Source organism: Aliiroseovarius pelagivivens (assembly GCF_900302485.1).
GTDB lineage: Bacteria > Pseudomonadota > Alphaproteobacteria > Rhodobacterales > Rhodobacteraceae > Aliiroseovarius > Aliiroseovarius pelagivivens.
Map to the genome: position 1 here is coordinate 129,219 of NZ_OMOI01000002.1, position 20,668 is coordinate 149,886.

The window sequence follows — 20,668 nt, forward strand, 5'->3', positions numbered from 1 at the left end:
GACCCTAGGCTTGTTTCAAAATTCGATTTGGAGAAGCTTATGAAATCCTTTCTTTTTTCTGGTGCACTGGCGCTGTCAATGATGGGTGGTCACGCCGCAACTGCTCAGCAGGTGAAAGCGTCTGAACCTGCAAGCGTTTTGGCCTATTTTGAAGATCTCGGAGCCCCTGCAAAACTGGTCGAAGACAGCGTTGGCGACCCCTCTGTCGAGGTGCAGTATTACGGCACCAGCATGGTCGTTTTCTTCTATGGATGCCGCAACAATACGAACTGCAACTCTCTTCAGTTCTTTGCAGCCTACACCGCGGAAAGCGAGATCACGCTGGAGGGCCTGAACGACTGGAACGCCGCGCAGCGCTATGGCCGAGCCTATCGCGCCGAGGACGGTCGTAAAATGTTGGAGTATGACATCTATACCGGTCAGGACGGCGTCAGCATGGCTGACTTTGACGAGGTCTTCGATATCTGGACCGAGGTCGTGGAAAGCTTCGAAGACGCGCTTTCCTAATACGCATCGCCCCCACCCCGAAGGCTGGGGGCGTTTTTCTTACAGAGCGTTCAGAAGCTGTGCCGTCGGCCAAGCGTCCGCAGGCAGGCCAAGACGAACCTGCTCTTTCTGAATGGCGGCACGGGTTTTTGCGCCCAGAATACCATCAATCTTGCCCACATCATGCCCGCGCGCAGACAGTTTCTTTTGCAGCGCTTTCATCTGCTGACCGCTGAAGGCCGGATCGGGATTGCCCGCATTGAAAACCGGTCCGCCCTCAAGGCGCGTGGCGAAATAGGCTGCGGTGGTCACATAGACGAAGCTTTGGTTCCACTCGAAATACACACGGAAGTTGGGATAGGCGATGAAGGCTGGCCCCTTGCGTCCCTGCGGCAAGATGATCGAGGCAGGCAGGTTCCCCGCACCCAGCTTTCCAGCCCGCGGCGAAACGCCAAGCGCCGCCCAGTCTGACACCGCTTTCGTCGTGTCCAACCCGGTCTCGGCCCAATTCAGATCGGCAGGAACGGTGACCTCTTGCAGCCACGGCTCACCCGCGCGCCAGCCCAGACCCCGCAACATGTTGGCCCCAGACAGTAGCGCATCGGCTGGTGTTTTGCGCAGATCGATCTTGCCGTCGCCATTGCCGTCCACACCGGCCTCGATGATGTCACCGGGCAGCATCTGAACCATGCCAATCTCGCCCGCCCATGCGCCTGTCGAGGTCGCCGGGTTGAAGGCACCGGCCTCGTACAGTTCAAGCGCCGCAAAAACCTGCGGCTGGAACAGCTCGGGGCGGCGGCAGTCATGCGATAGCGTGACCAGCGAGTTCAGCGTGTTGAAGTCCCCTTGGAAGGCGCCATAGTCGGTCTCGAACGCCCAGAATGCGGTCAGAACGCCGCGACTGACGCCGTATTCGGCCTCCATCCTATCAAAGACCGCGGCATGTTTGGTCAGCATTGCGCGGCCCCGGTTGATCCGGTCCTGACTGATCAGACGGCGCGAGAAATCAACGAAGGGCCGTTGAAAGATCCCCTGCGACCGATCTGCCTTCAGCGTCGCCTGATCCTGACGGACGGACGCGAAGAACTTGTTCACGCTGGCTTTGGAATGACCCTTGGCGATGGCCTCGTTTTTCATCGCGCCCACGAAGCCTTTGAAGCTTCCGCCACAGGCCACGGATTGCGCCTGTGCGGGAAGGGCCAGGGACATGGCAATCGCCACGGCCGAGATAATTTTTTGCATGTGAATACCTTTGGTTCTCTGCTCGCCCGGCAGATTACCGGATTCGCATCACGAGACAACCGCAAGTAGGATCACGACGCCCAGCAGGACCAACCATGCCGACCACAGGGCATCCACGGCCTGATCGACCTCTTTCGCGCCGATGTCGCGCGCGCCTTCGCCGTTCACCCACGGGAAGTCCCGCATCTCGCCGTGATAGGCGCGGGGTCCGGAGAGGGCCACATTCAGGGTCGAGGCCATGGCCGCTTCGGGCCAGCCCGCATTGGGCGAGCGGTGCAAGGGGGCATCGCGACGGATCACCGACCACGCGGACCATTTGCGACTTGCCAGCATCAGAATCACGGCGGTCAGCCGCGCGGGCACCCAGTTCAACACGTCATCCAAACGGGCGGCGAATTTGCCGAACTGTTCGTATCGTTTGTTGCGATAGCCGATCATGCTGTCGGCCGTGTTCACCAGCTTATAGACCATCAGCCCCGGCAGCCCCGCAATCAGGAACCAGAAGGCAGGCGCCACCACCCCGTCCGAGAAGTTCTCGGCCGCGCTTTCAATCGCACCGCGTGCGATGGCATCGTCACGCATATCCTGCGTGTCTCGGCCAACGATCATGGCAACCGCGTTGCGTCCTTCTTCCGTCGATTGGCGTAGCGCGTCGGCCACGGCCTGCACGTGCTGAGCCAAGGATTTCTGCGCCAGAAGGATCGCAGCCAAGATGATTTCCAGAAGCCCGCCAAAGGGCAGATGCTGGATCACTAGGCCAACGATCCCTGCCAAAGCAGCCAGTACGAAAACTCCCATCGCACCGTTGAAGAAACGGTTATCGCCTTCGTTCAACGCACGCTCGAGCCGCCCGATTGCGCGACCCATCAAGACCGCTGGATGCGGCACTCGTTTCCACGCCCAATCGGGTTCGCCTACAAAGGCGTCCAGCAACAAGGCGAGGGCAAGCACACCAGCGTAGCTCATAGGGCGGCCTCCAGTTGCGACCAACGATCTGGATGCGGTAGCCCAAGGCGAAGCCAGCGCGTCGAATAGGGGAAGATGCGCGACCAGATATGGCGTTCGGCCAAGCGGTCTTGCCACGCCTGCGCGTCACCCACATCGTAAAGCCGGAACAGAGTGGTGCCGCCCAGCGCTTCGGCGCCATTGGCGCTCATCAACGCATCCAGACGCGCGGTGTCTTCCGCCAACCGTGTACGCGTCGCGTCGGCCCATGCCGAATCCTCTAACGCCTGAGCACCCAATTCCAGCGCGGGACCAGAAACCTGCCAAGGTCCAATCGTGTCGCGCAGCTTGGCGATCAGCGCGGGATCTCCGATCACGAAGCCCAGTCGCAACCCAGCCAGTCCCCAGAACTTGCCGAAGCTTTTCAGGATCAACACGCCCGGTTTGGTCGCGGCCTCGATCAGGCTTTGATCCGGGATCACATCGCAAAAGCTTTCGTCGATCACGGTCAGGGCACGGTCCAAGTCCAAGTCCGGCCAGACGCGACCATCGGGGTTGTTGGGATGTACGACGACGCGGGCTGGGGCGGCGTGATCTGTGACCTGCCAGCCTTGCGCCTGAAACCCGGCGGCGTGTTCGTTATAGGTTGGACCTTCGATCTGCACCTGACCCGCAGGCAGAAGCGAGGGGATGCGGGCGATCAGAGCAGACGCACCGGGCGCGGCCAAAACCGCAGCACCATCCGGCACGTTCCAAAACGAGCGCGCCGCGGCCTCAAGCCGTGCAAACGCGCCCTTGTCGGGCAGCGCGGTCCATGCATCCGCCGAGAACGCACCCACAGGATAGGGCAGCGGGTTGATGCCAGTGGACAGGTCCAACCAGCCGGTACGTGTGCCGCCGAACCGCGCGATGGCTGCGTCCAGCCCGCCCCCGTGATCGCGTTCTTCCGCTTGGGTCATGTGTCCTCCGGCAAGGGTGCGTGGCGGGTCACGAAATGGCCCTTAACGGCCTGCGGCCATTCGCGGTACGGCACTTGCCCGGTGTCGCTATCCGCATGGGCCACCGCATAGTCGACGATCCCCTGTGCGGCATCCTCGGACACCTCGAACCGTCCCAGCGTGTAGCAAAGCTTGCCGTTCGCCTGAATGGCCACGTTGCAGCTGTTGTCACAGCCCATCAGACAGGACACGCGGCGCGTGCGGACAGCGGTGCCATCGGCCTGCGCCTCGATCAGCGCGGCCAGAACTTCGCCATCGGTCTGCTCCATCCCGCGCTCGGCCCAATCCTCGTGCTTGCAAGTGTCACAGATGGTGATCCAGGTTGTCATCGCGCGCTCCTTCTTTGTTGGAATTGGTTCAAACGGAAAACGCGGCGAAAGACAACGCAAATTGCGGCGAAGTGGCCGGGTTGGGCGACACGTATGCAGCAACGGCAAGATTGGCATGTGATGCGGAACGTGCCATACCGCAGCGGCGGAGATTATTATGCAAATACTGATTGTCGAAGAAAACCCCGATCTGGCCCGGATCTGGTCGGCGCACCTAACGCGTCAGGGGATGGATGTATCGCACGCCCAGTCGAAGTCCGAGGCACACGCGTTGGTGACCGAGCGCGCGTTCGACGTGGTTATTCTGGACGCCGACATTGATGGTGGACGGCCGATTGCGCTTGCGGATTATATTTCCTATCGCCTGCCTGCTGCGCGGATCATCTTCGTGACCAGCACCAGCTTCTTTTCCGATGGCTCGATCTTTGCCTTGGCGTCAAATGCCCATGCGTGCGTGTCAGTGGACGCGGAACCCTCTGACATCGTCAGTCTTGTCGACTACCACGCCCGTGCGGCGCAACAAGAGGCCGGCACACGCGACGGATGATGCACGCCAAGGTTATGGCTTTCGTTTCCGGATAAACGCACTAATGTCGCCGCATGACACAGAATATCCCCGTCACCGCCGTGGTCTTTGACATCGGCAACGTCCTGATCCGCTGGCAGCCGGAAGAGCTGTATGACCAGTGGGTTGGACAAGCCCGTCGGGAAGACATGTTCGCCGCCGTCGATCTGCATTTCATGAATGAACTGGTCGACCGAGGCGGGGATTTTCGGCAGGTAATCTATGACACCGCCGACAAACACCCCGCCTATCGGGACGAGATCCGCTGGTGGCATGATCGCTGGCTGGACTTGGCCGGCCCCGCGATTGACTTGTCCGTTGCCACTCTGCGTGCGTTAAAAACCCGGGGCGTGCCGGTCTTTGCCCTGTCGAACTTCGGCATCGGCACGTTCGAGGTCGGGGAAGCCGCCTATGACTTCCTGTCCGAGTTCGATCGCCGATATATCTCGGGCCATATGGGCGTAACCAAGCCCAGCGCGCGGATCTATCAGATGCTGGAAGACGACTGTGGCCACGCGCCCGGCGGTCTTCTATTCACCGACGACCGAACTGAGAACATTGACGCCGCCGTCCAGCGCGGTTGGCAGACCCACCACTTCACCTCGCCCCGTAGCTGGGCCGACACCCTTATCGCCCGCGACTTGATTAAGGAGAGCGACCTGTGACCCCTGAACTGATCCCCTTTGACGCCGACAATCTTCTTAGCTGGCAAGGTCTGGCCAACGCATTCCTTGAGGACCACGCAAAACCAAAAGCCGAGATCGGGGATACCTTCCTGTATCGCGGCGAAGACACGATGCTGACGCGCTCGGCGTGGATTGACGGGTTGGGGATCGCAGTGAAGACCGCCAACATCATGCCCGGCAATCCGGGACGGGGCGAGCCGATGATCCACGGCGCGGTGAACCTGTATGACGACACCACCGGGCTGCTGGAAGCCATCGTGGATTTCCACCTTGTCACCAAGTGGAAAACTGCAGGCGACAGCGCCCTTGGCGCGCGGCTTCTGGCGCGGCCCGACAGCAAAGTCGTGCTGATCGTCGGCGCGGGCACGGTCGGGCGCAATCTGCGCATGGCCTTTGAGGCCATGTTCCCCAGTGCGCACTTCCTGATCTGGAACCGTAGCCCCGAGGGCGCTGCCAAATTCGCGGATGAGTTCGATAAGACCGACGCCGTGGCCTCGTTAGAAGAGGGTTTCGCGCAGGCGGACATCATCACCTCGGCCACCATGACGACTGATCCCCTGATCAAAGGCGAGTGGCTGCGCCCCGGCCAGCATTTGGACCTGATCGGCGCCTATCGCCCCGACATGCGCGAGGCGGACGACACCGCCCTGACCCGCGCACGCCTGTTCATGGACAGCCGCGACACGGTGCTGGATCACATTGGCGAATTCAAAGACCCGCTGTCCCGTGGGGTGATCAGCCGCGACGATGTGGTGGGCGACCTTTACGACCACAAAGATGGCGTTTTTAAGCGCGCGCCCGAGGACATCACACTCTACAAAAACGGCGGCGGCGCGCATCTGGACCTGATGACCAGCCGCTACATCCTGAACGCTTGGAGGAACAGATGATCACGAAGCAGCATATCGAAGATTTCCAGCGCGATGGTGTGGTCGTGATCCGTGGCGCTTTTACCGACTGGATCGACACGATGATCGCGGGTGTGGACCGCAACATGGCGGACCCCTCGCAGTACGCGTCCGAGAACGCCGTAACCGAAGGCCGATTCTTTGACGATTACGTCAACTGGACCCGCATCCCGGAATACGAGCGTATCGTGCGCGAAAGCCCTGCGGCGCAAATCGCTGCCGAGGTCATGCAAAGTGAAACCGCGCAGTTCTTCCATGACCACGTGCTGGTCAAGGAACCCGGTACGCCCAAGCCCACACCGTGGCATCAGGACGGCCCCTATTACTTTGTCGAGGGCGAGCAAACCGCCAGCTTCTGGATCCCGCTTGATCCGGTCCGCGAGAACTCTCTGCGGTTCATCGCAGGCAGCCACAAATGGAAGCACATGGTCCGTCCGGTCAGCTGGGCTGATGATAGCGACTTCTATGATGGTGATCAGGAATGGACCCCGGTGCCCGATCCGGATGCCAACCCCGACGACATGAAAGTGCTGGAATGGGAGATGGTCCCCGGCGACGCCGTCATCTTTGACTTCCGCACCGCACATGGCGCCCGCGGCAACCAATCGCCCAACCGCCGCCGCGCGCTTAGCCTGCGCTGGATGGGGGACGACGCGCGCTATGTGGAACGCCCCGGCCGCACCTCGCCGCCCTTCCCGGGGCACGAGATGACCCAAGGCCAAAAGCTGCGCGAAGACTGGTTCCCGGTGATCTGGCCGAAAGCCTGATCTAGCTTGAATGTGGTCGCATGTCCGAACCGCGGAACCGATACTTGCTTCGGCGGGACATGTTCCTGAAAAAAACAAACCCCCGGAAGCGGCGCTTACGGGGGTCGTTTTGACGGACAGTTGACAACCTGCCCATCTAACACTGTTCAGGTCTTAGAGAAGACCTTCACGCTGTGCTTTCTTACGAGCCAGCTTACGCTGACGGCGAATCGCTTCCGCCTTCTCGCGCGCTTTTTTCTCGGAGGGCTTCTCGAAATGTTGCTTAAGCTTCATCTCACGGAAGACACCTTCACGCTGAAGTTTTTTCTTCAGCGCACGAAGCGCTTGATCGACGTTGTTATCACGAACCGAAACCTGCATGTGGTTGTCACCACCTTTCTAAGTTAGAGTTTGCAAAAAGTAGCAGGAAGCTGGCTTCTAGCAGCGACGAAGCCTCTTGTCCAGTTCGCCCTCAAATGCGAGGAAATGACTATGATTGAAAAAGATAAATTGCTCGAGGCCGCCCTGAACCACGTTCCGTTCGATGGGTGGTCGGATGCAACCCTTCTGGCCGCCGCCGAGGATTGCGACCTGTCTGAAACAGATGCACGCGCGATGTATCCGCGCGGGGCGGTGGATCTGGCGCTGGCCTATCACCGTGCAGGTGACGCCAAGATGGTCGAACGCCTGAACTCTGAAGACCTGTCCGAGGTGCGCTTTCGCGATAAGATCGCGGCGGGTGTACGTTTCCGGCTTGAGGTCGCGGATAAGGAACTGGTGCGCAAGGGCATGGCGTTCTTCGCAATGCCGCAGAATGCCAGCGACGGCGCGGCAGCCCTTTGGGCCACTTGCGGACTGATCTGGGAGACGCTGGGCGACAGCTCGACCGATCTGAACTGGTACACGAAACGCGCCACATTGTCGGCGGTCTATTCATCGGTCGTGCTGTTCTGGCTTGGCGATGAAAGCGACGGGGACGAGGCCACTTGGGCCTTCCTTGACCGCCGCATCGACGATGTGATGCAGATCGAGAAGATCAAGGGGCAGGCGCGCGGATCGGCGCTCTATAAGGCGTTCATGTCGGGACCGGGAAAAATCCTGGATACGATCAAAGCCCCCGGAACACCGAACCCAAACTACCCCGGCCGCTGGCACCCAGACGAGGACGAAAAATGACCGACACTATGCGCGCAATCCAGATCACCGAACCCGGTGGTCCTGACGTTCTACAGCTTTGCGAGCAACCGATCCCGGCCCCGCGTCCGGGCGAGATCTTGATCAAGGTGGCCTTTGCGGGCGTGAACCGTCCCGATGCGTTACAACGCGCTGGCAGCTATGCTCCGCCCCCGACCGCTAGCCCCCTGCCCGGCCTTGAGGCCTCGGGCGAGGTTGTGGCGCTGGGCGAAGGTGTCACGCAATGGGCCGTAGGCGATCAGGTCTGCGCGCTTCTGCCCGGCGGCGGATATGCGGAATACGTCACGACGCCAGCCGCCCACGCGCTGCGTGTGCCCGAAGGCATGGGCATGAAAGAGGCCGCCTGTCTGCCAGAAACCTTCTTCACCGTCTGGTCCAACGTCTTCATGCGTGGTGGCCTGCAAGCAGGCGAGCGATTCTTGGTCCACGGTGGCAGCTCGGGCATCGGGACTACGGCAATCCAGCTGGCCAACGCCTTTGGCGCGCGGGTGTTCACCACCGCAGGCTCGGACGGGAAATGCGCCGTCTGCACCGATCTGGGGGCCGAACGCGCGATCAACTACAAAGACGAAGATTTCGTCGAGGTCATGAAATCCGAGGGCGGCCCGAACCTGATCCTCGATATGGTGGGCGGCGATTACATTGCCCGCAACATCAAATGTCTGGCCGTCGAAGGCCGCATGGTCCACATCGCGTTCCTGTCCGGCCCCAAAGCCGAGATCAATTTCGCGATGATCATGGCCAAACGCCTGACCGTCACCGGATCAACCCTGCGCCCTCAGTCAGACTTGGCAAAAGCCCGCATTGCCGAGGAACTGGCCGAGAAGGTCTGGCCGCTTCTGGATGCAGGTCGCATCGCACCCGTCATGGATCAGACCTTTGCGCTTGAAGATGCTCACAAGGCCCATGCCCGCATGGAGACCAGCACGCATATTGGCAAAATTGTACTGGAGATCCGCTAGTGCCCTATATCGAACATGGCGGGAAGCGTATCCTGTTCGTCCATATTCCCAAGACGGGTGGGTCCTCGGTTGAAGATTGGCTCAGCTCCATTGCGCCGCTTCGGCTGCACAACCCGATCCCGACCCAAGGGCTGCGTCTGACTCCTCAGCACCTGCGGATGACGGATTTCGAAGCCATGTTCGGCGTGGACTATTTCGACTTTGTCTTCGCCATTGTCCGCGATCCCTACAAACGTCTCGAGTCCGAATTCAAAATGCGCACCAAACGCTCGGCCGACGTGATCGCGCAGAAGGGTCGTTTCCCATCTTGGGTGGATCGCGTGATGCATCGGGCCAAGTCAGACCCCTTTGTTCTGGACGGCCACCTGATCCCCCAATGGGAATTCCTGACCGAGAATTGCACGATTTATCGGTTCGAAGATGGCATTGGTGAAATCATCAAGGACGTGTCCAAGAAAACCGGCCTGCCGATGCCAGATGAAATCCCGCATCACCGTGGATCAAATGACCATCCGGTTGAGATCAACTGGACCGCGAACAGCACCATCGCGACCAACCAGAAGTACCGGGCGGATTTCGAAAACCTTGGCTACGACATGCGCAAAACCAGCTTCAAGTCCCGTGTGGTCCACCTGCTGAAGTCGTAACTACTTGATCGGATCCAGCAATGCCCGCTGCGCCGTGCAATCGCGCACCACATCGCGGGCACATTTTCTAGGTTCCAAATCTTTGGTCAGACACAGGCGCGCCTCTTGGATGCGGTCAGCTTTGCAGGTGATCGTCAGCATGTCTGGGTGCCAGTCAGGATTGGCCTGAAGGAATGCCTCTTCGACGACCGAGGCAGGAAGGCGCACAGGTTGCGTCAGTTTGCGCAGCACCTCGGGGCGTTTCACCATGCCGAATGCCTCGCGCACCAGGTCATAGTACACCGCAGCTTCAAGCCCCGCGCAGGATCCGTGTTTCTTCCACTGGTACCACGCCGCCCCGCTGGTGCCGAACATATCCGCCTGCGCGGCCGTCATCGACCGGGACGGAGGGCGAATGGCGGTTTTGCAAAAGCTGGGCCAGCCGCTTTCGTACTGAGGCCAAAGCCCATGCACGACCCACCCCAGATCACGCGAAGGGTCGCATTGCTCGGACCCACGATGATCGCCGGTTGTGGCACACCAATTTGGCGACCAGCTGAGTGACAGGACATAGTAATCGAAAAGACCAGCGCGCTCGTCCTCGGCCCAACCGGCCCATGCAGTGCTCAGCCAGATCAAGCCACCCAATAGCAGTTGACGCATTTGCCCTTCCCTCTTTCGCCTTCCCCCCTTATATAGGCCTGAAGTTCCCCGACAACGGAAACCCGTCTGGAAGGCCTCAAGGCACCAGACAGCCCAGCCAGGGCGCGGGAGAGTTGTATTCGGACCGATATTGTAAGGAGTGTTCAGATGAGCAAACTGATCATGGCAAAAGCCACCGCCGTTTGGCTGGTGGACAACACGACGATGAGCTTCAAGCAGATCGCAGATTTTTGCGGCCTGCACGAGCTGGAAGTACAAGGCATTGCTGATGGCGACGTCGCCACCGGCGTAAAGGGCTTTGATCCCGTGGCCAACAACCAGTTGGACCAAGGCGAGATCGAGAAAGCCGAAGCGAACCCGCTGCACAAGCTGAAGCAGAAATTCTATGCCGCTGCCGCTGGCGAAGAAAAACGCCGTGGCCCGCGCTATACCCCGCTGTCCAAACGTCAGGACCGTCCGAACTCGATCCTGTGGCTGGTGAAGTTCCACCCGGAACTGGCCGACGCCCAGATTGCTAAGCTGGTGGGTACCACCAAGCCGACCATCCAGTCGATCCGCGAACGCACCCACTGGAACATCCAGAACATGGAACCGATTGATCCGGTTGCTCTGGGTCTGTGTCGTCAAAGCGAGCTGGATCAGGCCGTTCAGAAAGCGGCCGCCAAGCAAGCCAAAGAAGGTGGCGTCATGTCCGATGACGAACGCCGCAAGCTGGTGTCGACCGAGCAAAGTCTGGCAATGGACACCGAGCCAAAGATCCCAAGCGCCATCGAAGGCCTCGAGACATTCTCGCTGTCTGATGCGCCGGTAGAGAAAGAAGAAGAGCTGCCCGATGCAGACAGCTTCTTCAACCTGCCGGACTCGAAAGACGACGACGAGGACAAATAAGATCAAAACCCCGGCCAAGCGCCGGGGTTTTTCTTTGGGCAGGTATACTGCCTCAAATTTTCCAGTTCCCGTTAAGTTCCTGTTCACCGTGATGGGCGATGTTGTTTCTGACAGTATCGGCCAACCGGAGAACCGGGGATGAAAATCGAAGATATACTTGCACAAGAACGGCGCGCCAGAATGGCCGCTGAACGGCTATTGGCCCAGAAACAGGCCGAGCTTTCCGATGCCAACCGCATACTGTCTCAGCATGCATTGTCATTGTCGGACGAGATTATCGAGACCCGCGAGGTTGTCGAAGAAATCAAAGGGGAGAACACCCAAGTCCGCGCTGATCTTGAACGCGCCAACAAGGAAGTCGTGATCGCAAAGCGGCGTCTATGGGATTCTCTGGAAACCATCGAAGACGGGTTTGCCGTGTTCGACCAAACGGACCGAATGATCGCCGCCAACAGCGCCTACCTGAAACCCTTCGACGGGCTAATGTGCGTGGCCCCAGGCATTCGCTATGTCGACATCCTGAACATCGCCACGGAAGAAGGCATCGTCGACATTGGCGATCTGCGCCCGCTGGCGTGGCGTGACATGATGCTGGATCGTTGGCGCGCTCCACAACGTGACCCTCTGAACCTGCGGCTGTGGGATGGCACCCATATTCAGCTAGTGGACCGCCGGTCGCGCGATGGGGACATGGTTTGTCTTGGGCTGAACATCACCGAAACCATCACCTATCAAACCAAGTTGAAAGAAGCACGCTTCCGCGCCGAGGCCGCGAACCGTGCCAAATCCGCGTTCCTTGCGAACATGAGCCATGAAATCCGCACGCCGATGAACGGTGTCGTCTCGATGGCCGAGCTGATGGCCGAGGGTGATCTGGATGACGAACAGCGTCTGTATGTGGACACAATTCGCAAGTCCGGTGAGGCACTTTTGACCATCATCAACGACGTGCTGGATTACTCAAAGATCGAGGCCGCGAAGCTGGAGCTACACCCAGAACCTTTCGATCTCGAGAAAACCATTCTGGATGTGGTGACATTGTTGCAACCCTCCGTTCAGGAAAAGGGGATCCAACTGTCGATTGATTTCGACCTGTTCTTGCCAAGCAAGTTCATGGGCGACGCGGTGCGGTTGCGGCAGGTTCTGACAAACCTGATTGGCAACGCGGTCAAGTTTACCTCTGAAGGGCATGTGCTGGTCCGCGCCATCGGGTTGCCCGCCGAGGATGACAAGGATTATCGCGTCCATATCTCGGTCGAAGACAGCGGCATTGGCATACCCAAGGACATGCAGGCCCACATCTTTGGCGAGTTCAACCAAGTCGAAGACGAACACAACCGCCGATACGAAGGCACCGGGCTGGGGTTGGCCATCGCCCGCCAGTTGGTTGAATTGATGGATGGTGAGATTTGGCTTGAGAGCGAAGAAGGCGAAGGATCCTGTTTCGGCTTCAACATCTCGCTGCCCGTACTGGAACATACTGTCGAACCCCGGCTGCCAGACACGCCTCGCAAAGCCCTGCTGGCGCTGACCGACGGGTTGAACAGAAACATCCTTGAAAAACGACTGAAGGCACTGGGCTTTACGGTCGAACTGACCTCATCCACGGCCGAGCTTACCGAGAAATGCCGAGGTACACAGGTCGTCTTCGTGGACGAGGTGCTCTGCGCAGCAGGATCATCCGACGTCGACCCCTTGCGGGCACTGAAATCTGAGTATCCTGAAATCAACCTGATCTTGCTGACCCCTCCCCAGAAACGCGGGCCCGATTGCAGCTGCGCCGCCATGGCGTCACATGTCTTGCACACTCCGGTATTGCGTGAGGTGCTGTTTGACACGCTCGGCAAGCTTAGCTTCCCAACTGCGATGCCGGAGGCGGTTGTGCAACATGAAACGCCGCCCGCGCAGATTACCTCGGCCCCGGATCAGACCCGCATGATGCGCGTACTGGCGGCCGAGGACAACAAGACCAATCAACTTGTCTTCTCGAAACTGGTCAAATCCCTGAACATCGACCTGCGTTTTGTAAATAACGGGCTTGAGGCGGTCGAGGCGTTCTTGGATTTCAAGCCCGATCTGATCTTCATGGACATCTCGATGCCCGTGGTTGATGGCAAAGAAGCCACCCGCCGCATCCGCCTGATCGAGCAGGATCAGAACATGCTCCGCACCCGCATCGTTGCACTGACAGCGCATGCGATGACTGGAGATGCCGAGGAAATCCTGATGCATGGGCTGGACAAGTATCTGACCAAGCCCTTGCGCAAACCCGCCATCTTTGACGAGATCATGGCAAATTGTCCCGAAGACGCGGTACCTCCGATGGTCGACGCTTGATCAGCCGTCGTCGCGCAGGAAAACCGGCTGATCGGGTTTGCTCATCTGAGGCTGGTATTGATACCCACCCAAATCGAACTCGGTCAGGGCCTCGGGATCACGCAGCCGGTTCTGCACCACATACCGCGCCATTGACCCGCGTGCTTTTTTGGCAAAGAAGCTGACCACTTTCGGCGTGCCGTTCTTCATCTCCATGAACTGCGGCGTGATCACGCGCAGGGCCAGCTGGTCCTTCTGCACAGCCGAGAAATACTCGACCGAGGCGCAGTTCACCAAGACCTCGCTTTGGGTCTCTTTCCCCGCGGCATTCAAGGCATCCGCGATGCGCGGCCCCCAGAATTCATACAGGTTCTTGCCGCGCGGGTTCTGCATTCGCGTACCCATCTCAAGCCGATGCGGCGCTATCTGATCGCGTGGGCGCAATAGACCGTAAAGACCGGACAAAAGGCACAGATGATTGTCGGCATAGCGCAACGCGTCTTCGTCCAGACTGGGGGCATCAAGGCCCGCATAGGTGTCGCCCGCGAACATCTCGATCGCAGGTTTTTCACCTTCGCCACTGCCAAAAGCCTGAAACCGTTCAGCATTCAGCGCGCCCAGTTTGGGCGAGATATGCATGAGCTTTTCCAGCCCTTCGGCCCCGGCACCTCGGGCAGTCTCGGCCAAAATTTCGGCCTGGTCCAGAAACCGAGGCCGCGTGCCAGCGCCATTCAGGGCCGGTTTTTCGTCTAGTCTTTTGGCGGGTGAAACCACAACCAGCATGTCATTCCCCTTCGCTTAGAATTTCCAGAAAGGCCGGGCCGAACCGTTCGGCCTTGGCGTCATTCATACCCGTCACACGGCCAAGATCCCCGATGCTCATCGGTTTTCGCTCCGCGATTTTGCGCAACGTGCCCGGCGCTATGGTCAGGTATTTGCCCGTCCCATCCTCGCCCCGCAACAATTCCGTGGCGGCGTCTTGCAACCGGTCAAACAGACTGCCCGCCGCGCGACCAGCAAGCTTGCGCCGCGCCGGATGCATATGTTCAACCTCGCCTGCGATGACTTGCAGAAACTCGGCGCCATAGCTTTCCAGCTTTTTGGCCCCAACCCCCCCGATCCGCGCCATGTCATCCAACGTGGCGGGGCGGGTTTCGGCCATTTCGATCAGCGTTTTGTCGGTGAAGACCACATAGGCGGGAACGCGAGCATTCTCGGCCAGCGCCCGTCGTTTGGCTTTGAGCGCAGACAGAAGCGGGGCGTCTTCTTCCGACACCAGCATCTTCGCGGCGGGGCGGCGAGCGGCCTTCAACGTATCGCGCCGGAGCGTGACCTGCGCCTCGCCCCGCAGGACTGGATGCGCCTTTTGCGTGATCCGCAGTGCACCGTGCCGCTCCGGATCAGGCCGCACCAGATCGAGGCCCAGCATCTGCCGGAAAATCGCCTGCCACATCGGTTTCGTGTGATCCTGCCCTACCCCAAAGGTCGGCAAGCTGTCGTGTCCGCGTTCCTGCACACGATCTGTCACTGTACCGCGCAAGATGTCGATCAGGTGTCCCGAGCCAAAGCGTTCATCCGTGCGCAGGATCGCGGACAGGGCCTTCATCACATCGACAGTTCCGTCAAACAGATCCGGCGGAGTCGCGCACAGGTCGCAGTTCCCGCAAGGCTCGGCCTCTTCCCCGAAATAGGCCAGAAGCTGCTGACGGCGGCAGCCATGTGCCTCGGCCAGACCAAGCAATGCATTCAGCCGCCCGTGATCTGCGGAGCGCCGCTCGGGAGGAGCGAGACCCTCGTCGATTTGGGTGCGGCGAAAGCGGATATCATCGGCGCCGAACAGCGTCAGCGTCTCGGCCGGCGCACCATCGCGGCCAGCACGGCCGATTTCCTGATAGTAGGCCTCGATCGATTTGGGCAGATCGGAATGGGCGACCCAGCGTATGTCGGGCTTGTCGACACCCATGCCGAACGCCACGGTCGCGACCACGATCAGCCCGTCTTCCTGTTGGAAACGGCGCTCGACCTCGCGGCGGTCATCGGGATCCATGCCGCCGTGATAATGTACTGCGGCGTGGCCCGCATCGCGCAAGGCGCTGGCCAAAGTCTCGGTCCGGGCGCGGGTCCCGGAATAGACAATGCCGGACTGGCCTTTTCGGGCAGCGGCGAAAGACAAGATCTGTTGGCGGGGCGAATTCTTGGCGGCAAAGGCCAGATGGATATTGGGCCGGTCAAACCCGTGCAGAAAAGTTTGTGGGGGCTGTTCATCGAACAGCTTTTCGACAATCTCGGTGCGGGTTTCTTCGTCGGCAGTTGCGGTGAAGGCGGCCAATGGCACGTCCAACGCGCGGCGCAGCTCTCCGATCCGCAGATAATCGGGGCGGAAGTCATGGCCCCACTGGCTGACGCAATGCGCCTCGTCCACGGCGATCAGTCTGGTGCCGATCCGGCGCAGCAGGTTCAGCGTCCCACCCGAGGCCAGACGCTCGGGCGCCATATACAAAAGCTTCAACTCGCCACGCTCCAGCGCAGCAAAGACGGCGTCGGTTTCTTCTTGCGTATTGCCCGAGGTCAATGCCCCCGCCGACACGCCCGCCGCCTGAAGCCCGCGCACTTGGTCGCGCATCAAGGCAATCAAGGGCGAGATGACCACCGTCACCCCGTCGCGCACAAGCGCGGGCAGTTGAAAGCAAAGGGATTTCCCACCACCCGTCGGCATGATGGCCAAAGTGTTCTGACCATCGCACACGGCCTGCACGATCTCGGCCTGACCGGGCCGAAAGTCATCGAAGCCGAAAACGGATTTCAGAAGATCAAGGTCGCGGGGCATGTGTATGCTGCTCGGTGTTTTGACAGCACAATCCCATGCCCACGCGTGGGCGGCAAGAGGTTAGTAGATCGAAGCGCGCAATGCGTCGTTGAGAACAATCCGAATGGCCATAAGCGCAATCAAGGCAACCAGCGGCGCCAGATCCAAATTGCCCAGATTGGGCAGGAACGCACGGAGGCGTGAATACACGGGCTCGAGCAGTTTGTTCAGGCCGTACCAGATTTGCGCGACGATCGGCTGACGCAGGTTCAGCACCTGGAAATTGATCAGCCACGACATGACGATATGCACGATCAGGATGAACCAAGCAATTTCGGTAAGCATCAGAAGGATTTTGAGAATGCTAATCATGTCGGCTCCTTGAATTTGGTTCCCTGTCATCTAGGTCGCTTGGCGCCCAAGAGCAAGGGTGACGCGCGGTTGGCGTTGACGTTCAGGGAAAGTCGCGGCAGGTCGGGCACATTCAAAGGAGCCGCCATGTATCCCTTCGTCCGCATGATCAAAGAGATGGTCAAATACGCCAAGGCCGATCCCCTGCCCGTCGATGGCGTCCATATCAGCCACCATCGGTGCTGGCCGTGGGATATCGATCTGTGGCGCGAGCTAAACAATGGCCGCACCCTGACCATGTACGATCTGGGTCGCATTCCATTGGCAGGGCGCACGGGTCTAAGCCGCGCCTTGATCAAGAACCGCTGGGGTCTGACCATGGCCGGGGCCAGTGTGCGCTATCGCAAGCGGATCCGCACCTTTGCACGGTTCGAGATGCGCAGTCGGTTGGTCGGCTGGGACGGCAAGTTCTTCTATGTCGAACAAACCATGTGGCTGGGCGACGATTGCGCGAACCAGATCGTCTATCGCTCGGCGGTGACGGATCGCGGCGGTATTGTCTCGACCGACAGGGTGCGGACAGCCATCGGCCATACCGGCCCCGCGCCTGCATTACCTGACTGGGTGCAGGCATGGATCGCGGCTGACGCTACGCGACCTTGGCCGCCTGAAATGTAACCCCTCTTGCCCGCGCGCCCGTTTCCCTGTTTGATCGAAAAAAATCAGAGGGCAGACATGGCAGAAATCTCGGCACGTAAGCGCATTTGGGGTTGGTTCTTTTTCGATTGGGCCAGCCAACCATATAACACGCTGATCCTGACCTTCGTCTTCGCCCCCTATTTCAAGACCGTTGTGGGCGATGGTGCGCAGGCACAGGCCAGTTGGGGTTTCGCGGTTGGCACCTGCGGCCTGATCATCGCGCTGCTCGCGCCCATTCTTGGGGCATTCGCAGACAATTCCGGCAACCGGCTGCGATGGATCTGGCTGTTTTCCCTCATGTATGTGATCGGCAGTTTCGGGCTTTGGTACTCGTCCCCTGACAACTTCAACATGGCGCTTTTGTTGATCTTCTTTGGCTTCGGGCTGATCGGGATGGAGTTCGCCACGATCTTCACCAACGCGATGCTGCCAGACCTTGGCTCGCGCGAAGAGATCGGAAGCATCTCTGGCAATGGCTGGGCGTTTGGGTATATCGGTGGCCTTTTGACCCTGATCATCATGCTGGCGCTGTTCGTTGAACAGCCCAATGGCAAGACGCTGATCGGCATGACGCCCCCCTTCGGGCTAGACCCGGCGATGAAAGAGGGCACACGCTTTGTTGGCCCACTGACCGCAGTCTGGTTTGCCGTTTTCATGATCCCGTTCTTCCTGTGGGTGCGCGACCCGAAACCGGTCAGCAGCGATCCTTTGCTGGTGCGCCACGCGCTTGCCAGCCTGTGGAAGACCATCCGGTCACTTCCGAAGTCTCCTAGCCTGTTTGCCTATCTCAGCAGCTCGATGTTCTATCGGGATGCCCTGAACGGGATGTACACGTTTGGCGGAATCTATGCGGCGGGCGTGTTGAACTGGTCGGTCGTTGATGTTGGGATCTTCGGTATTCTGGCCATCATCACCGGAGCGATCTTTGCATGGATCGGGGGGCGCGCGGATCGACGCTTTGGTCCTAAGCCGGTGATCACCATCTGCATTCTGGTGCTGACCTTTGTGGCCATCTGCATCGTCTTCATCTCACGCGACAGCGTGTTTGGCATGCCCGTCGAGGCAGACAGCAAGCTGCCTGATATTGGATTTTACATACTGGGCGCGTTGATTGGGGCCGCTGGCGGTGCGCTTCAGTCGGCCAGTCGCACCATGATGGTGCGCCAAGCAAACCCCGACCGCATGACCGAAGCGTTTGGCCTTTATGCCCTTGCGGGCAAGGCCACCAGCTTCCTTGCGCCGTTCCTGATTGGCATCGTCACGGCCACGACGGGCAGTCAGCAGCTCGGCGTCTCACCGCTTATCGGGCTCTTTTTACTGGGACTTGTCCTATTGATCTGGGTTAAACCCAAAGGCACTCACGCGTAGGTTTTCACATGAAGCTGTTCCACAAATTTGTCCTGATCGCCGGTCTTGCCCTCACCGGGGCACCTGTGGCGGCACAACAACCCGCCAAAGAGCTTTTCGGCGCGGCCCGCAAAGGCACCGCAAGCCGTTCGGCCTCGTTTGGGTCCTACGCCAAAGGCTGTTTGGCCGGGGCCGAACAGCTGGCCGAGACCGGACCCACATGGCAGGCCATGCGTCTGTCGCGCAACCGCAACTGGGGCCACCCCGAGCTGATTGACTTTGTGCAGAAGCTGTCGCGCAAAGCCGCCCAACAGCGCGGGTGGAAAGGGCTTTACGTGGGCGACCTTAGCCAGCCGCGCGGCGGGCCGATGCTGACCGGGCACCGGTCGCACCAGATCGGGTTGGATGCCGATATCTGGATGTTGCCACCCAAGCGTCTGAACCTGTCCACCTCTGAACGCGAGGCGCTTTCGTCCATCTCGACCCGCCGGTCGAAAGGCGCTTATGTGAACAAAAACTGGACGCGCGCGCACCACGAAATCATCAAGGCTGCCGCGGAAGACAAACGCGTAGCGCGGATCTTTGTGTTCCCGGGCGCCAAGGTGCAAATGTGCAAGGACGCCAAAGGCGACCGGCGCTGGCTTCGGAAAATTCGCCCGTGGTGGGGACATCACTATCACTTCCACGTGCGCCTTTCCTGCCCCAAAGGGGTGAAGGGCTGCGTAAATCAGGCCCCGCCCCCCGCAGGTGATGGCTGCAAGGATGCCGAGAAATGGGTGCAGGACATTCTGCATCCAAAACCCGCACCGAAACCCACGAAACCAACAACGCCCAGAAAACCTCGTGGCCCCCTGACCCTTAAGGATCTTCCCAATCAATGCGGACCCGTTTTGTCATCGCGATAGCGGCACTTGCCGCGCTATTGGCGCTTGATCTTGGTGCGCAGCCCGCATCGGACGCGCAGCTTGTGTCGGCCTATCGCTGGCATGGCACCGGTGAGAATTTCGGCGGGTTTTCGGGTTTGGAAGTCAGCGAGGATGGCACGGATTTCATCGCGATCACTGACCGTGGCTATATTGCCAAAGGCAGTTTCGAACGCGAGGGGGGCGTCATTTCAGGCCTAAAAACCGTACGCCTTAGTCCGCTGAAATCCCCCAAAGGCGAGCCCTTTGGGCGGTTTCGATCCGATAGCGAAGGATTGGCCTCGCATATGGACGGTCCGATTTTCGTTAGCTTCGAAGCGAAACACCGGGTGATGCGCTTTGGTGACGTTAAAGCCAAGGGACGTACGCTCAAAAAGCATCCCGACTTCAAGGGTTTGCAGAACAACTCGTCTCTGGAAGCCTTGGCCATCGATCGCGACGGCACGCTCTACACCATCCCGGAACGCACAGGTCTTGAAGGATCGCCCTTCCCGGTCTACCGCCTGCGCGCGGGCAGCCAGACATGGGAAAAGCCCTTCACGATCCCGCGCTTCGCACCCTACTTGCCGGTGGGCGCCGACATTGGCCCAGATGGAAAGTTCTATCTTCTGGAACGTCACCTAAGCGGCATTCTGGGCTTCACCAACCGCATCCGCCGCTTCGACATCACCCCGGATGGCTTCCGGAACGAGGTCGAACTTCTCCGCACGCCCGTCGGCTTGCATGACAATCTCGAGGGGCTCGCCGTCTGGCGTGACGACAATGACAGCATCCGCCTGACCATGGTGTCAGACGACAACTTCAAGTTCTTTCAGGCGACCGAATTCGTTGAATACGTGGTTCTGACTCCGTCACCAGATCAGGCAGTTCCCGCCAACTGACGCAGCAGCCCCCTTGTTTACAAGGGTTGATCTGTCCGTTTTCCCAATGTAAGAGCACTCCGTTCCTGATCTTCAGGCGCCAAGTCTCCGCAACCTTGCTAAAACGG

The 20,668-nt window shown here is 59.6% G+C and carries 23 protein-coding genes; 14 read left to right on the top strand and 9 right to left on the bottom strand.

What is annotated here, in order from left to right; genetic code table 11:
* The first annotated feature begins 39 nt into the window (after positions 1–39).
* On the top strand, positions 40–507 hold the full coding sequence (locus ALP8811_RS12835) for a YbjN domain-containing protein (RefSeq protein WP_108857661.1): 468 nt from the start codon (positions 40–42) through the stop codon (positions 505–507).
* A 39-nt stretch (positions 508–546) separates the two neighbouring features.
* Here the strand turns inward: ALP8811_RS12835 and ALP8811_RS12840 are convergent, their stop codons facing one another.
* From ALP8811_RS12840 to ALP8811_RS12855, 4 genes are read right to left on the bottom strand one after another with little or no spacing between them, the layout of a single operon-like run.
* Positions 547–1,728, bottom strand: a complete 1,182-nt coding sequence (locus ALP8811_RS12840; protein WP_108857662.1) for a lytic murein transglycosylase — start codon at positions 1,726–1,728, stop codon at positions 547–549.
* 48 nt (positions 1,729–1,776) lie between these two features.
* A complete protein-coding gene (gene cbiB / locus ALP8811_RS12845) occupies positions 1,777–2,694 on the bottom strand; it encodes an adenosylcobinamide-phosphate synthase CbiB (protein WP_108857663.1) in 918 nt (305 codons plus the stop codon).
* A complete protein-coding gene (locus tag ALP8811_RS12850) occupies positions 2,691–3,632 on the bottom strand; it encodes a threonine-phosphate decarboxylase (protein ID WP_108857664.1) in 942 nt (313 codons plus the stop codon). Before ALP8811_RS12850 ends, cbiB begins: the two co-directional genes overlap by 4 nt.
* Positions 3,629–4,000 carry a DUF1636 family protein gene (locus tag ALP8811_RS12855; RefSeq protein ID WP_108857665.1) on the bottom strand — a complete coding sequence of 124 codons (372 nt, stop codon included), beginning with the start codon at positions 3,998–4,000 and terminating at the stop codon, positions 3,629–3,631. Before ALP8811_RS12855 ends, ALP8811_RS12850 begins: the two co-directional genes overlap by 4 nt.
* 157 nt (positions 4,001–4,157) lie before the next feature.
* On the opposite strand from ALP8811_RS12855, the gene ALP8811_RS12860 reads away from it, so the two are divergent.
* The 4 genes from ALP8811_RS12860 to ALP8811_RS12875 are packed head-to-tail and all read left to right on the top strand — an operon-like array spanning position 4,158 to position 6,926.
* Positions 4,158–4,547 (top strand): response regulator, encoded by a 390-nt coding sequence (locus ALP8811_RS12860; protein WP_108857666.1) that lies wholly within the window; start codon positions 4,158–4,160, stop codon positions 4,545–4,547.
* A 53-nt stretch (positions 4,548–4,600) separates the two neighbouring features.
* A complete protein-coding gene (locus tag ALP8811_RS12865) occupies positions 4,601–5,230 on the top strand; it encodes an HAD-IA family hydrolase (RefSeq protein ID WP_245924660.1) in 630 nt (209 codons plus the stop codon).
* A complete protein-coding gene (locus ALP8811_RS12870) occupies positions 5,227–6,141 on the top strand; it encodes an ornithine cyclodeaminase family protein (RefSeq protein ID WP_108857667.1) in 915 nt (304 codons plus the stop codon). Before ALP8811_RS12865 ends, ALP8811_RS12870 begins: the two co-directional genes overlap by 4 nt.
* Positions 6,126–6,926 carry a phytanoyl-CoA dioxygenase family protein gene (locus ALP8811_RS12875; RefSeq protein WP_219928733.1) on the top strand — a complete coding sequence of 267 codons (801 nt, stop codon included), beginning with the start codon at positions 6,126–6,128 and terminating at the stop codon, positions 6,924–6,926. The genes ALP8811_RS12870 and ALP8811_RS12875 overlap by 16 nt, the downstream gene beginning before the upstream one ends.
* 153 nt (positions 6,927–7,079) lie before the next feature.
* Here the strand turns inward: ALP8811_RS12875 and rpsU are convergent, their stop codons facing one another.
* Positions 7,080–7,286 (bottom strand): 30S ribosomal protein S21, encoded by a 207-nt coding sequence (rpsU, locus tag ALP8811_RS12880; protein ID WP_007255353.1) that lies wholly within the window; start codon positions 7,284–7,286, stop codon positions 7,080–7,082.
* 111 nt (positions 7,287–7,397) lie between these two features.
* Between rpsU and ALP8811_RS12885 the strand changes: the two genes are divergently transcribed.
* Genes ALP8811_RS12885 through ALP8811_RS12895 form a run of 3 tightly spaced genes read left to right on the top strand, consistent with a single transcriptional unit; the run spans position 7,398 to position 9,708 of the window.
* Positions 7,398–8,081: a COQ9 family protein gene (locus ALP8811_RS12885; RefSeq protein ID WP_370738905.1), complete on the top strand. Its 684-nt coding sequence runs from the start codon at positions 7,398–7,400 to the stop codon at positions 8,079–8,081.
* Positions 8,078–9,061: an NAD(P)H-quinone oxidoreductase gene (locus tag ALP8811_RS12890; protein ID WP_108857670.1), complete on the top strand. Its 984-nt coding sequence runs from the start codon at positions 8,078–8,080 to the stop codon at positions 9,059–9,061. The genes ALP8811_RS12885 and ALP8811_RS12890 overlap by 4 nt, the downstream gene beginning before the upstream one ends.
* Positions 9,061–9,708 (top strand): sulfotransferase family 2 domain-containing protein, encoded by a 648-nt coding sequence (locus ALP8811_RS12895; protein ID WP_108857671.1) that lies wholly within the window; start codon positions 9,061–9,063, stop codon positions 9,706–9,708. The genes ALP8811_RS12890 and ALP8811_RS12895 overlap by 1 nt, the downstream gene beginning before the upstream one ends.
* Here the strand turns inward: ALP8811_RS12895 and ALP8811_RS12900 are convergent, their stop codons facing one another.
* Positions 9,709–10,350 (bottom strand): ribonuclease T2 family protein, encoded by a 642-nt coding sequence (locus ALP8811_RS12900; protein ID WP_108857672.1) that lies wholly within the window; start codon positions 10,348–10,350, stop codon positions 9,709–9,711.
* 147 nt (positions 10,351–10,497) lie between these two features.
* On the opposite strand from ALP8811_RS12900, the gene ALP8811_RS12905 reads away from it, so the two are divergent.
* Both ALP8811_RS12905 and ALP8811_RS12910 read left to right on the top strand, forming a co-directional pair.
* Positions 10,498–11,238: a DUF1013 domain-containing protein gene (locus ALP8811_RS12905; RefSeq protein ID WP_108857673.1), complete on the top strand. Its 741-nt coding sequence runs from the start codon at positions 10,498–10,500 to the stop codon at positions 11,236–11,238.
* A 138-nt stretch (positions 11,239–11,376) separates the two neighbouring features.
* Positions 11,377–13,575 (top strand): ATP-binding protein, encoded by a 2,199-nt coding sequence (locus ALP8811_RS12910; RefSeq protein ID WP_108857674.1) that lies wholly within the window; start codon positions 11,377–11,379, stop codon positions 13,573–13,575.
* On the opposite strand, the gene yaaA is transcribed toward ALP8811_RS12910, so the two are convergent.
* Genes yaaA through ALP8811_RS12925 form a run of 3 tightly spaced genes read right to left on the bottom strand, consistent with a single transcriptional unit; the run spans position 13,576 to position 16,732 of the window.
* On the bottom strand, positions 13,576–14,337 hold the full coding sequence (gene yaaA, locus ALP8811_RS12915) for a peroxide stress protein YaaA (RefSeq protein ID WP_108857675.1): 762 nt from the start codon (positions 14,335–14,337) through the stop codon (positions 13,576–13,578).
* Position 14,338: 1 nt separating this feature from the next.
* Positions 14,339–16,381 carry a DNA helicase RecQ gene (gene recQ / locus ALP8811_RS12920; RefSeq protein ID WP_108857676.1) on the bottom strand — a complete coding sequence of 681 codons (2,043 nt, stop codon included), beginning with the start codon at positions 16,379–16,381 and terminating at the stop codon, positions 14,339–14,341.
* A gap of 60 nt (positions 16,382–16,441) precedes the next feature.
* A complete protein-coding gene (locus ALP8811_RS12925; RefSeq protein WP_108857677.1) occupies positions 16,442–16,732 on the bottom strand; it encodes a YggT family protein in 291 nt (96 codons plus the stop codon).
* Between the two features lie 126 nt (positions 16,733–16,858).
* Between ALP8811_RS12925 and ALP8811_RS12930 the strand changes: the two genes are divergently transcribed.
* From ALP8811_RS12930 to ALP8811_RS12945, 4 genes are read left to right on the top strand one after another with little or no spacing between them, the layout of a single operon-like run.
* Positions 16,859–17,389, top strand: coding sequence for a thioesterase family protein (locus ALP8811_RS12930; RefSeq protein ID WP_108857678.1), 531 nt, complete (start codon positions 16,859–16,861; stop codon positions 17,387–17,389).
* 57 nt (positions 17,390–17,446) lie between these two features.
* A complete protein-coding gene (locus tag ALP8811_RS12935) occupies positions 17,447–18,778 on the top strand; it encodes an MFS transporter (protein ID WP_108857679.1) in 1,332 nt (443 codons plus the stop codon).
* Between the two features lie 8 nt (positions 18,779–18,786).
* Positions 18,787–19,662: a penicillin-insensitive murein endopeptidase gene (mepA, locus tag ALP8811_RS12940; protein WP_108857680.1), complete on the top strand. Its 876-nt coding sequence runs from the start codon at positions 18,787–18,789 to the stop codon at positions 19,660–19,662.
* Positions 19,635–20,561, top strand: coding sequence for an esterase-like activity of phytase family protein (locus ALP8811_RS12945; protein WP_108857681.1), 927 nt, complete (start codon positions 19,635–19,637; stop codon positions 20,559–20,561). The genes mepA and ALP8811_RS12945 overlap by 28 nt, the downstream gene beginning before the upstream one ends.
* The last annotated feature ends 107 nt before the right edge of the window (positions 20,562–20,668 follow it).

Excerpts from the sequence above, each read along its gene's own strand:
- ALP8811_RS12835 (WP_108857661.1), top strand. The coding sequence starts at position 40 with ATGAAATCCTTTCTTTTTTCTGGTGCACTGGCGCTGTCAATGATGGGT.
- ALP8811_RS12840 (WP_108857662.1), bottom strand. The coding sequence starts at position 1,728 with ATGCAAAAAATTATCTCGGCCGTGGCGATTGCCATGTCCCTGGCCCTT.
- cbiB (WP_108857663.1), bottom strand. The coding sequence starts at position 2,694 with ATGAGCTACGCTGGTGTGCTTGCCCTCGCCTTGTTGCTGGACGCCTTT.
- ALP8811_RS12850 (WP_108857664.1), bottom strand. The coding sequence starts at position 3,632 with ATGACCCAAGCGGAAGAACGCGATCACGGGGGCGGGCTGGACGCAGCC.
- ALP8811_RS12855 (WP_108857665.1), bottom strand. The coding sequence starts at position 4,000 with ATGACAACCTGGATCACCATCTGTGACACTTGCAAGCACGAGGATTGG.
- ALP8811_RS12860 (WP_108857666.1), top strand. The coding sequence starts at position 4,158 with ATGCAAATACTGATTGTCGAAGAAAACCCCGATCTGGCCCGGATCTGG.
- ALP8811_RS12865 (WP_245924660.1), top strand. The coding sequence starts at position 4,601 with ATGACACAGAATATCCCCGTCACCGCCGTGGTCTTTGACATCGGCAAC.
- rpsU (WP_007255353.1), bottom strand. The coding sequence starts at position 7,286 with ATGCAGGTTTCGGTTCGTGATAACAACGTCGATCAAGCGCTTCGTGCG.
- ALP8811_RS12885 (WP_370738905.1), top strand. The coding sequence starts at position 7,398 with ATGATTGAAAAAGATAAATTGCTCGAGGCCGCCCTGAACCACGTTCCG.
- ALP8811_RS12890 (WP_108857670.1), top strand. The coding sequence starts at position 8,078 with ATGACCGACACTATGCGCGCAATCCAGATCACCGAACCCGGTGGTCCT.
- ALP8811_RS12900 (WP_108857672.1), bottom strand. The coding sequence starts at position 10,350 with ATGCGTCAACTGCTATTGGGTGGCTTGATCTGGCTGAGCACTGCATGG.
- ALP8811_RS12905 (WP_108857673.1), top strand. The coding sequence starts at position 10,498 with ATGAGCAAACTGATCATGGCAAAAGCCACCGCCGTTTGGCTGGTGGAC.
- ALP8811_RS12910 (WP_108857674.1), top strand. The coding sequence starts at position 11,377 with ATGAAAATCGAAGATATACTTGCACAAGAACGGCGCGCCAGAATGGCC.
- yaaA (WP_108857675.1), bottom strand. The coding sequence starts at position 14,337 with ATGCTGGTTGTGGTTTCACCCGCCAAAAGACTAGACGAAAAACCGGCC.
- recQ (WP_108857676.1), bottom strand. The coding sequence starts at position 16,381 with ATGCCCCGCGACCTTGATCTTCTGAAATCCGTTTTCGGCTTCGATGAC.
- ALP8811_RS12925 (WP_108857677.1), bottom strand. The coding sequence starts at position 16,732 with ATGATTAGCATTCTCAAAATCCTTCTGATGCTTACCGAAATTGCTTGG.
- ALP8811_RS12930 (WP_108857678.1), top strand. The coding sequence starts at position 16,859 with ATGTATCCCTTCGTCCGCATGATCAAAGAGATGGTCAAATACGCCAAG.
- ALP8811_RS12935 (WP_108857679.1), top strand. The coding sequence starts at position 17,447 with ATGGCAGAAATCTCGGCACGTAAGCGCATTTGGGGTTGGTTCTTTTTC.
- mepA (WP_108857680.1), top strand. The coding sequence starts at position 18,787 with ATGAAGCTGTTCCACAAATTTGTCCTGATCGCCGGTCTTGCCCTCACC.
- ALP8811_RS12945 (WP_108857681.1), top strand. The coding sequence starts at position 19,635 with ATGCGGACCCGTTTTGTCATCGCGATAGCGGCACTTGCCGCGCTATTG.